Annotated in this window: 1 pseudogene (running past one end of the window); it reads right to left on the bottom strand. The window is 71.8% G+C overall.

Annotation, left to right across the window (positions count from 1 at the left end):
- Positions 1 to 12,198, bottom strand: a pseudogene (locus tag G4D86_RS50025) (non-ribosomal peptide synthase/polyketide synthase); its annotated part reaches 16,311 nt to the left of the window's first position; the annotation flags it as partial.
- Between the last annotated feature and the right edge of the window lie 11 nt (positions 12,199 to 12,209).

The raw sequence follows: 12,209 nt of genomic DNA, 5'->3' as shown, positions 1-12,209 counted from the left end.
ACGCTGGGACTGGACGGCGGGACGGGGCTTGTCGGTGGGCAGCTCCAACAGGGCCGGCGCGCCGGAGAGCTGCTGCTTCCAGTAGTCGACCTGACGCCGGAGGACGTCGCCCTGCAGCCAGGTGCGCTGCCACGCGGCGAAGTCGGCGTACTGGATGGGCAGGGCCGCCAGCCGCGGCGGTTGCCCCGAGGTGAAGGCCTCGTAGAGGGAGACCATCTCCCGCACCAGCACGCCGATGGACCAACCATCCGAGACGATGTGGTGCATCGTCATGAGCAGCAGGTGTTCCTGCTCGGCGAGTCGCAGCAGCGAGACGTGCAGCAGCGGGCCGGTGGCGAGGTTGAAGGGCCTCTGGGCCTCGGAGGCCGTGGAGCGGCGTGCTTCGGCCTGACGCTCGTCCTCGGAGAGGTGGGCGAGCTCAACGATGTTCAGATGGAAGGCAGTGGGCTCGTGGAGCTGCTGGAGCGGGCCGTCGGTGCCTTCGACGAAGGTGGTGCGCAGGGACTCGTGGCGATGCACCAGGGCTTCGAGGCTCTGGCGCAGGGCCTCGGTATCCAGTGCTCCCGAGATACGCAGGGCGGCGGGGATGTTGTAGGTGGCGCTGCCAGGGTCGAGCTGGTCGATGAGCCACATCCGCTGCTGCGCGAAGGAGGGCACCAGCGCTCCCGTGCGGGGCACCGGCAGCAACGGAGGCGCGGACGCCTCGGGTCCTTGAGCGCCGAGACGACGCGCGAGGGCATCCAGGGTGGGGGCCTCGAAGATGGCGCGCAGCGGGAGCTCCACGCGGAAGGTGGCGCGGATGCGGGAGACGAGCTGCGTGGCCAGCAGGGAGTGGCCGCCCAGGTCGAAGAAGTGGTCCGTCACGCCCACGCGAGGCACACGGAGGACTTCGGCCCAGAGGGAGGCGAGCTGTTCCTCGACGAGGGTGCGAGGGGCGACATAGCCGTCGCGGGGGGCAGCGGCGTCCGGGGCGGGGAGGGCCTTGCGGTCCACCTTGCCGTTGGGGGTGAGGGGCAGGGCCTCCAGGACGACGAAGGCGGAGGGCACCATGTACGCGGGGAGGCGTTGGTTGAGGAAGGCGCGCAGGGCGTCGGCTTCGGGGCGAGGGCCGGCTGCCGAGGTGAGGTAGGCCACCAGTCGCTTGCCGCCGGGCACGTCTTCGCGAGCGACGACGAGGGCTTCGTGCACGGAAGGGTGCTCGCGCAGGACGGAGGCGACTTCGGCGGGCTCGACGCGGAAGCCACGCACCTTCACCTGGAAGTCGGCGCGGCCGAGGAAGTCCACGCGGCCATCGGGCAGCCAGCGCACGCGGTCTCCCGTGCGGTACATGCGCGCGCCGGGCAGCGGAGAGAAGGCGTCTGGCAGGTAGCGCTCGGCGGTGAGCTCGGGGCGGTGCAGGTAGCCGCGAGTCACCTGGGCGCCGCCGACGTACAGCTCGCCGGGCACGCCGAGTGGCACGGGCTGCAGAGCCTCGTCCAGGACGTACAGCCGCGTATGGGCCAGGGGCCGGCCCAGCGGCGCCGCGGCGCTGGAGGTCGACGCGGAGACATCACCGGAGCGCGAAGCCGTTGCTTCGTCCTGCACGGCACCTGGCGCCTGCGCGGCGCTGGAGGCGGGTCCATGCAGCAGCCCGGCGAGGACGCCCACCGTCGTCTCGGTGGGGCCGTAGTGGTTGTGGATTTCGCACCCGGGCGCCAGCGTGCGTACCGTCTGAAGCATCGCGGGTGTGGAGGACTCGCCGCCCAGCACCAGCCGCTTGCGAGGCAGCACGAGGTGGGGCTCCGCCGCCGTCAGCAGCGCGGCCAGGTGCGAGGGAACGATCTTGACGCAGTCGATGGGGTGCTGTCCGAAGTACTCGGCCACACCGGAAGGGCTGCCCGCACGCTCCTGGGTGAGGACGTGGAGAAGGCCACCGGTGCACAGGGCGGGGAAGAGCACGGTGTTGCCCAGGTCGGCGGCGAAGGTGGAGACGAGGGCGAAACTTTCGCAATCGGCGAGGCCAAGGCGCTCGGTGACGGAGTGGACGTAGGAGAGCAGGTGGCCATGGGCCACGGCCACGCCCTTGGGCCTGCCGGTACTGCCGGAGGTGAAGAGGACGTAGGCCAGGTGCCCCGGGTGGGGCGCGCACGCGGGGGCCGCGGTGCTCAGGCGCTCCAGGACGGAGGAGTCCTCGTCCAGTCGCACGACGGCGACGGATGAGGAAGCGAAGGAGGCGGCATGCCGTGCATGCGTCACGACGACGGGAGCAGCCACCTCCTGCACCAGCGCCTGGAGGCGCAGCGCGGGCTGGGCCGAGTCCAGCGGCACGTAGGCGCCCCCGGCCTTCCACACGGCGAGCAGCGCCAGCACCATGTCGACGCCGCGCTCCAGGCAGAGGGCAACGCAGGTGTCAGCGCCCACGCCGAGTGAGCGCAGGTGCCAGGCCAGTTGATTGGCGCGCGCGTCCAGTTGGGCATACGTGAGGACTTCACCTTCACACGCCACGGCGGGACGTGAGGGGTGCAGCGCGGCCTGGGCCTCGAAGAGGGCGGGCACGGACACGTGGGGCGCGGGCCCCGTCGCGGTGGCGTTGAAGGACTCGAGCAGCAGCGTGCGCTCGGCGGCCGGCAGCAGCGGCAGTTCACCCACGCGCGTCTGCGGCGCGGATAGCGCGGCCTCCAGCAGCGTTCCCAGGTGCTCCACCATGCGAGAGATGGTGGAGGCGTCGAACAAGTCGGTGCGGTACGTGACGTTGCCGACGACGCCGCGAGGCGTCTGCGCCAGGTTGAGCGTCAGGTCGAACTTCGTTGCTTCCGCCTCGAATTCGAGAGGCTGGAAGGACAGTCCTGGCAGGGACAGCGCGGCGGTGGGTGCGTTCTGCAGGACGAGCATCACCTGGAAGAGAGGCGAGTGGCTGAGGCTGCGCTGCGGTTGCAGTTCCTCCACCAGCTTCTCGAAGGGGACGTGCTGATGCTCGTAGGCAGCGAGCGTGGTTGCACGCACCTGCGCCAGTAGCTCCCGGAAGGTGGAGCGCACCTGCACCTGCGAGCGCAGCACGAGGGTGTTGATGAAGAAGCCGATGAGCCCTTCCGTCTCCGCACGGGTGCGCCCTGCGATGGGAGAGCCGACGGAGACGTCCTCCTGCCCGGAGTAGCGCGCCAGCAACACCTGCCACGCGGCGAGCAGGGCCATGAAGGGCGTCACTCCCTCGCGCTGGCAGAACGCAGAGAGGGCCGCGTCCAGCTCCGGCGGCAGGTGGACGGGGAGCGAGGCACCGCGCTGGGACTGGACGGCGGGGCGGGGCCTGTCGGTGGGCAACTCCAGGAGTGCCGGTGCACCCGAGAGCTGCTGCTTCCAGTAGTCGAGCTGACGCTGGAGGACCTCGCCTTGCAGCCACGCACGCTGCCACGCGGCGAAGTCCGCGTACTGGACAGGCAGGTCCGCAAGTTGAGGCGACTGGCCGGAGGCGAAGGCTTCGTAGAAGGAGACCAGCTCGCGCACCAGCACGCCGGTGGACCAGCCATCCGAGACGATGTGGTGCACCGTCAGCAGCAGCACGTGCTCCTGTGCATCCAGCACCAACAGCGAGGCGCGCAGCAGCGGACCCGAGGAAAGGTCGAACGGCTTCAGCGCCTCGGCGGACACGAGCCGGCGAGCCTCTGACTCACGCTGCTCGGCGGCCACGGAGCGCAGGTCGATGACCTCCATCCCCAGGGCGGCGGGCGGAGCGATGACCTGGACGGCGCCACCCGAGTCCTCCCGGAAAGTGGTGCGCAGGGACTCATGACGGTGCACCAGGGCTTCGAGGCTTCGGCGCAGGGCCTCGGCATCCAGCGCCCCCAGGACGCGCAGTGCGGCCGGGATGTTGTAGGCGGGACTGCCTGGCTCGAGCTGGTCGATGAACCACAGTCGCTGCTGCGCGAAGGACAGGGGCAGCGCGCCCGTGCGGGGCACGGGGACGATGGCGGGCGCCAGGTTCCCCGCGGCGGACTCCCGTGCGGAATCGACGCGCACGGCGAGCGCTTCGAGCGTCGGAGCCTCGAAGAGGACGCGCAGGGGCAGCTCCACGCCGAAGGTCGCGCGCACGCGCGAGATGAGCTGCGTGGCGAGCAGCGAGTGTCCACCCAGTTCGAAGAAACCGTCATGCAGGCCCACGCGTGGCACGCGCAGCACCTGGGCGAAGAGTCCGGCCAGCAGCTCCTCGGTGGGCGTCCTCGGGGCGACGTAGGCCGCGTCCGGAGCGGACGACACCGCCTCCGGCGCGGGCAGCGCCTTGCGGTCCACCTTGGCGTTCGCCGTCAGCGGGAAGGCGTCCAGACGCACCAACGCGGAGGGCACCATGTACTCGGGCAGCCGCTGCTTGAGCCAGGCACGGAGCGCGGTGACGTCGAGTGACTCGGGTGCTACGACATAGCCGACGATGCGCTTGTCTCCGGGCACGTCCTCACGCACCAGCGCCAGGGCCTCTCCCACGCCGGCGAAGGCGCGGAGGGCCGTCTCCACCTCGGCCAGCTCGACGCGGAAGCCGCGCACCTTCACCTGCGTGTCAGCGCGGCCCACGAAGTCCAGCACCCCGTCCGCGAGCCAGCGGACCAGGTCTCCGGTGCGGTAGAGGCGGGCTCCCGGGAGGCCGCTGAGCGCGTCCGGCACGAAGCGCTCGGCGGTGAGGTGCGGCTGCCCGACGTAGCCACGGGCCACGCCTTCGCCTCCGATGAACAGCTCTCCGGTGACACCCACGGGCACCGGCTGGCCCTGCGCGTCCAGCACGTACACCCGGGTGCTGCCAATCGGCGTGCCGATGGGCACGGTGGTGCCCAACTGCTCCGCGCCAGTCACTGGATACGAGGTGGCGAACACCGTGGTCTCGGTGGGGCCGTAGAAGGCGGTGACGGGGATGCGCAATTCCGCCACCGCGCGGCGCACGTGGGCCGGGGAGATGACATCGCCGCCCGTCATGATGTGCTTCACCGCGCCCAGCCCCGGCGGCGGGTTGTCCACCAACTGGATGAACAGGCCGATGGTGGCCCAGAGCGTGGTGACGCCCGATGTCTCGATGACGTGACCCAGCTCCTCCAGCGAGGGCACGTGCGGTGGCATCACCACCAGCCGCGCACCGTGCAGGAGCGCACCCCAGATTTCGAACGTCGACGCGTCGAAGGAGATGGGGGCGAAGTGGAGCAGCGTCTCGTCGGGGGCGAACCGCGCGTAGTCCACGCCGAGCAGGGTGCGCAGCACGCCACGGTGGGTGGTGCCGACGCCCTTGGGCCTGCCGGTGGAGCCCGAGGTGAAGTCCACGTAGGCCAACGTGTCGGGCAGGGCGCGCGAGGGCGGCGCGGAGGCGGGCCCGTCTTGGAGCGGGGCCTCCTCCAGCATCACGGTGGCGAGCCCGTCTGTGGGCAGCCGGGAGAGAAGGGTTCGCGTGGTGACGAGGACCCGGGGACGCGTGTCCTCCACCATGGCGGCGAGGCGCTCGCGCGGGTACGACGGATCAAGCGGGACGTAGGCGCCACCGGCCTTGAGGATGGCCAGGAGGGAGACGATGAGCTCCAGCGAGCGCTCCACGGCCAGCGCCACGCACGTGTCGGCGCCCACGCCCAGCCCGCCCAGGTGCCAGGCCAGCCGGTTGGCGCGCGCGTCGAGCTCGCGATACGTGAGCCGCGCGTCACCGAACTCCACGGCGACCTTGTCCGGGAAGCGCGCGACGACGCGCGAGAAGACCTCGGGCAGGGTGGCGTCGCGCGGGAAGCTGGACGCGGCGGCGCTCCACTCCACCAGCACCTGCTGCCGCTCCGGCTCCGTGAGCATGGACACGGACGCGAGCGGCGCCTCCACCCTGTCCACCACGCGCTCCAGCAGCGTCGTCAGATGGCCCACCAGGCGCGCGGCGGTGGCCTCCGCGAACAGGTCGGTGTTGTAGACGAGTGCGCCGGTGTAGCCGTCGTCCGACTCGAACAGGTTCAGCTCCAGCTCGAAGCGGCTGGTGCGGCTCTCCACCTCCACGGGCCGCACGGCCAGCGGCGAAGCGCTGGAGGAGGGCGCGGGGTCGCCCTGCAAGGCGAACATCGCCTGGAAGAGGGGAGACCGGCTGAGGTCACGCTCCGGACGGAGCTCCTCCACCAGCTTCTCGAAGGGCAGGTCCTGGTGGGCGTAGGCGCCGAGCGTGGTCTCCCGCACCTGCGCGAGCAGCGTCCGGAAGCTCGCGGCCGGGTCCACCCGCGCGCGGAGCACCAGCGTGTTGACGAAGAAGCCGATGAGCGCTTCCAGGGCCTCCTCGCGCCGCCCCGCGATGGGCGAGCCGACGCTGAGGTCCACCTGTCCCGAGTGGCGGTGCAGCACCACCTGCCACGTGGCGAGCAGCAGCATGAAGGGCGTGACGCCCTCCCGCTGGCTCACGGCACGCACGCGCTCCGCGAGCGCTCGCGGCACATGCACCCGAAGGCGTGCGCCGTTGAAGGTCTGCACCGGGGGACGGGGCTTGTCCGTGGGCAGCTCCAGCGGTGTCACGCCCTCCAGTTGGCGGCGCCACCAGTCGAGCTGCGCGTCCAGCGCCTCGCCCCGCAGCCACGTGCGCTGCCACACCGCGTAGTCGGCGTATTGCAGGCGCGGCTCCGGCAGCGGCGAGGGCTGCCCTCGCGAGAAGGCCGCGTACAGCGTCGTCACTTCCCGGACGAGCACGCCCAGGGACCAGCCATCCGTGACGATGTGGTGCATGTCGAGCACCAGCACGTGCTCGGAGCCGCTCAGCTTCAGGAGCAGTGCGCGGACGAGGGGACCGGTGGTCAGGACGAAGGGGCGCCGGGCCTCCTCCGCCGCGAGGCGCCGGGCCGCGGACTCAGCCGTGCTCGCGTCGAGCGCGCTCAGGTCCTCCACGCGCAGCGGCAACTCCGCGGCCGGGGCGATGACCTGCACGGGGCCGCCCTCGTCCTGGCGGAAGGAGGTGCGCAGCGCCTCATGGCGTCGCACCACTTCCGACAGGGCACGCTGGAGCGCCGCGACGTCCAGCGCTCCCTCCAGCCGCACCGCCACGGGCAGGTTGTAGGTGGCGCTGCCGGACTGGAGCTGGTCGATGAGCCACAGCCGCTGCTGCGCGAAGGACAGCGGCAGCCGCCCGGAGCGCGGCGCGGGCACGAGCGCGGGCGCCCGCGTGTGTCCGGTGGGCGCGCTGGCTTGGATGCGCGCGGCGAGTCCCTCGACGGTGGGCGCCTCGAACAGCGCGCGCAGGGGCAGCTCCAGGCCCAGGGTGGAGCGCACGCGGGACACGAGCTGTGTCGCCATGAGCGAGTGGCCGCCCAGCGCGAAGAAGCTGTCGGTGACGCCCACGCGGGGCAGCCGCAGCACGGCGGCGAACAGCTCCGCCAGCTTCTCTTCCAGCGGCGTGCGAGGGGCGGTGAAGGGCAAGCCTCCGCGCAGGCTCTCCGCGTCGGGCGCGGGCAGCATCCGCCGCGCCAGCTTTCCGCTGGGCGTCAGCGGCAGCGCCTCCAGCGTGACGAACGCGGAGGGCACCATGTACTCGGGGAGCCGCTGCTGGAGGAACCCGCGCAGCGCCTCCGTGTCGAGGGGCACCGGTGAGGCCAGGACGAGGTAGCCCACGAGCCGTTTGTCGCCGGGCACGTCCTCGCGCACCACGGCGGCCGCGTCGCGCACGCCAGAGAAGGCGCGCAGGGCGGCCTCCACCTCGCCCGTCTCCACGCGGAAGCCGCGCAGCTTCACCTGTCCATCCAGGCGGCCGAGGAACTCCACCGTGCCGTCGGCCTTCCACCGCGCCGAGTCTCCCGTGCGGTACAGCCGCGCGCCCGGCACGTCGCTGAACGGGTGCGGAACGAACTTCTCCGCCGTCAGCTCCGGCCGGCCCGAGTAGCCATGCGCCAGGTGCGCGCCGCCGAGGAACAGCTCCCCGGGCACCCCCACCGGGCAGGGCTGCCCGTGCGCGTCCAGCACGTAGAGCTGCGTGTGCGGCAGCGGCGCGCCGATGGAAGGCATCCTCGGCCACGTGGACGGAGGCCCTTGCAGCCGGTACGCGGAGACGACGTGCGTCTCCGACGGGCCGTACTGGTTCTCCAGCACGCACCCCGGCAGGCGCTCGAAGAAGCCCACCAGCGCCGGAGTCACCTGGAGCTGCTCACCCGCCGTCACCACCTCGCGCAGCGCGCGCGGCACCGTGGCGCCGTGAGCCACCGCGTCCGCCACCGCCTGGAGCGCGACGAACGGAAGGAACAGTCGTTCCACCGCGTGCCGGTCCATGAAATCCAGCAGCGCGGGCATGTCCTGACGCAGGCCCCCCGTGGGCAGCACCAGCGTCCCGCCGGCCCACCACGTGGAGAACAGCTCCTGGAAGGACACATCGAAGCTGAGCGCGGCGAACTGGAGCGTGGTGGCGTCCGGCTTGACGGACCGGGCGAGCTGCCACGTCAGCATATGGCTCAGCGCGCGGTGGGGCAGCGCCACGCCCTTGGGCTGGCCCGTGCTGCCGGAGGTGTAGATGACGTAGCAGGTGGCCTCGGGTGACAGCTCGCGCGCGGGCGCGTGGGAGGGCTGACGTGCGATGGCCTCCGAGTCGGTGTCCACGAAGACGCGGCGCGCGCGCAGGTCCGCGAGCAGCACGGACGCGAGGTGCGACTGCGTGAGGACCACGGGCGCGCCCGAGTCCTCCAGCATGAAGGCGAGCCGCTCGGCGGGGTAGCTCGGGTCCAGCGGCACGTAGGCGGCGCCGGCCTTCAATGTGGCCAGCACGGCGACGGCCATGTCCAGGCCCTTGTCCAGACACAGGCCCACGGTGCCACCCACGGGCACGCCCAGGTGCACCAGGTGGTTCGCGAGCTTGTTGGCACGCGCCTCCAGCTCCGCGTAGGTGAGCGAGCGCGTGCCATCCGTGACGGCCACCGCGTGTGGCGCCAGTGCGGCCATGGCCTCCACCGGCCAATGGACCGGCAGCGGCGAGTGCGGCTCGCGCGCGGTGCTGTTCCACTCCACCAGCAGGCGGCGTCGCTCATCGGCCTCCAGTAGTGGCAGACGCCACAGGGACTGAGCCGCGTCCGTCACGGCCGACTCCACGAGCCGCACCAGGTGCCCGGCCATGCGCCGCGCCGTGGCGTCGTCGAAGAGGTCGGTGTTGAACTCGAACACGCCGGACAGCTCTCCGGCCGTGTCCGTCATCAGCAGGGACAGGTCGAACTTGGCGGTGCCGCTGCTCACGTCCAGCGGGCGCATCGTCACCGCCGTGGCCTCCCCGTCGGTCTGCCGCCGGGGCGCGTTGTGCAACGTCAGCAGGACCTGGAACAGCGGAGAGCGGCTCAGGTCGCGCTCGGGGCGCAGCTCGTCGACCAGCTTCTCGAAGGGCACGTCCTGGTGCGCGTACGCGTCGAGCGTCGTCTCGCGCACGTGCGAAAGCAGCTCGCGGAACGTCATCCGCGGGCGGAGTTGGGTGCGCAGGGCCAGGGTGTTGGAGAAGAAGCCGACGATGTCCTCCAGCTCGCCCTGCTGGCGGTTCGCGACGGGCGAGCCGATGACGATGTCGTCCTGACCCGAGTAGCGCGCCAGCAGCGTGCTGAAGACGGACAGGAGCGCCATGAAGGGCGTGACGCCCTCGCGCTTGCACAGCGCGTGGAAGGCCGCGGAGAGGTCCTCGCCCAGACGCACCGGCACCGTGGCGCCGCGGTCCGTCTGCACGGGCGGGCGAGGCCGGTCCGTGGGCAGCTCCAGCGCTTGCGGCGCGCCGTGGAGCCGCTGCTTCCACCAGGACACCTGCCTGCCCAGCACCTCGTCCCGCAGCCACCCGCGCTGCCACACGGCGTAGTCCGCGTACTGGAGCGCCAGCGGTGCCAGCGGTGACGGCAGGCCCCGGGAGAACGCCGCGTACAGCGCGCCCACGTCGCGCACGAGGAGGCCGTTGGACCAGCCGTCCGACACGATGTGGTGCACGGTGACGAGCAGCAGCTGGCGCCGCTCGGACAGCCGGACGAGGGTGCCGCGCAGCAGCGGAGCACGGGTCAGGTCGAAGGGCGTCTGGGCCTCGGCGACCGCGTGTCGCCAGGCCTCGGGCTCCTGCTCGGCTTCGGGCAGTCCGCCCAGGTCCACCACCGTCAGTGACAGCGGCGCCTCCAGGTGGATGCGCTGCACGGGCTCGCCGTCCTCCCGGGTGTGAAAGGTGGTGCGCAGCGCCTCATGGCGCCGGACGAGCTCCTGGAGCGCGCGCTCCAGCGCCCCCACGTCCACGGCACCGTCGAGCTGGAGCGCGGCGGGGATGTTGTAGAAGGCACTGCCCGGCTGGAGCCTGTCGAGGAACCACAGCCGCTGCTGCGCGAAGGAGAGCGGCAGCGCGTCCGTGCGAGGCACCGGTGCCAGTGGCGGTGCGGAGGCCTGCGGCGCTCGAGCGTCGACGCGGCGGGCGAGGGCTTCCAGCGTGGGCGCCTCGAAGACGGCACGCAGGGGAAGTTCCACGCCGAAGGCTCCCCGCACGCGGGAGATGAGCTGCGTGGCCAGCAGAGAGTGGCCGCCCGCTTCGAAGAAGTGGTCCTTCGCGCCCACGCGGGGTACGTGGAGCACGTCGGCCCAGAGGGTGGCGAGCTTCTCCTCGGTGGGGGTGCGCGGTGCGACGTACTCGGACGCGGAGGACGCGGCGTCAGGGACGGGCAGGGCCTTGCGGTCCACCTTTCCGCTCGGAGTCAGCGGGAAGGACTCCAGGACGATGAAGGCCGACGGCACCATGTACTCGGGCAAGCGGGCCGCGAGGGCCTCGCGCAGCGCATCGGCCGAGAGGTCCGACGCACCGACGACATACGCGACCAGGCGCTTGTCGCCGGCCCGGTCCTCGCGAGCCATCACCACCGCCTGCTGCACGGCGGGTTGCTGCTCCAGCGCGGACTCGATTTCACCCAGCTCGATGCGCAGGCCGCGCACCTTCACCTGGAAGTCGGCCCGGCCCAGGTATTCGATTTCTCCGTCCGCCAGCCATCGCGCCACGTCGCCGGTGCGGTACAGCCGCGCGCCCGGCGTGTCGCTGAAGGCATCCGGGATGAAGCGCTCCGCCGTCAGCTCAGGGCGGCCCAGGTAGCCGCGCCCCACCTGCACGCCGCCGATGAACAGCTCTCCCGGCACGCCGATGGGCACCGGCCGCAGGTGCGCGTCCAGGAGACGAATCTGCGTGTTGGCGACGGGGCGGCCGATGGGCACCGAGCGGTGCGGCTCATCGCGCACGCACGCGTAATACGTGACGTCGACGGCGGCCTCGGTGGGGCCGTAGAGGTTGTGCAGGCCGGCGGCGGGCAGCCGCTGCAGGCAGCGCCAGGCCAGCTCGAGTGGCAGGGCCTCGCCGCTGCACACCACGCGCGTCAGGGAGGTGCACCGCTCCAGCCCTGGCTCCTCCAGGAACACCTGGAGCATGGACGGGACGAAGTGCAGGGTGGTGACGCGCTCCTCGGCGATGAGCCGCGCGAGGTACGCGGGCTCCTGGTGGCCTCCGGGCCGTGCCACCACCAGCCGCGCTCCTGTCAGCAACGGCCAGAAGAACTCCCAGACGGACACGTCGAAGCTGAAGGGCGTCTTCTGCAGCACCGTGTCGGACGCCGTGAGGCCGTACTCCCGCTGCATCCACAGCAGGCGGTTGACGACGCCGCGGTGCGAGTTCATCGCGCCCTTGGGCCGGCCGGTGCTGCCCGAGGTGAAGATGACGTAGACCAGGGCCTCCGGGCCGGCGAGCGGCTCGGGACGGGACTCCGGCTGGCGGGACACTTCCGGCCACTCCGAGTCCAGGCACACCACGCGAGCGGAGTGGGGTGGCAGCTCGGGCAGCAAGTGCTGCTGCGTGAGGAGCACCGGCGTGGTGGTGTCCTCCAGCATCCAAACGAGACGCTGGGCCGGGTAGTCCGGGTCGAAGGGGACGTAGGCGCCACCGGCCTTCAGCGTGGCCAGCAGGGCCACCACCAGCTCCAGCGAGCGCTCCAGGAAGAGGCCGACGCGCACCTCGGGGCCCACGCCCAATGAGCGCAGGTGGTGCGCGAGTTGGTTGGCGCGCGCGTCGAGCTGCCGGTAGGTGAGGCTCTCGCCCTCGAAGCACAGCGCCACCGCGTCGGGCGTGCGCTCCACCTGGGCTTCGATGAGCGTATGGAGGCACGCGTCCGCGGGGAAGTCGGCCCGGGCGCCGTTCCACTCGCGCAGGAGGCGGTGCTGCTCGGCGCCGTCCATGAGGGGCAGCTCGGCCAGGCGTGCTTCGGGCCGGTCCACCACGCCTTGCA

The sequence above is a fragment of the Pyxidicoccus caerfyrddinensis genome (genome assembly GCF_010894405.1).
GTDB classification, from domain to species: Bacteria; Myxococcota; Myxococcia; order Myxococcales; family Myxococcaceae; genus Myxococcus; species Myxococcus caerfyrddinensis.
This window is presented reverse-complemented; position numbering and strand designations above follow the sequence as displayed.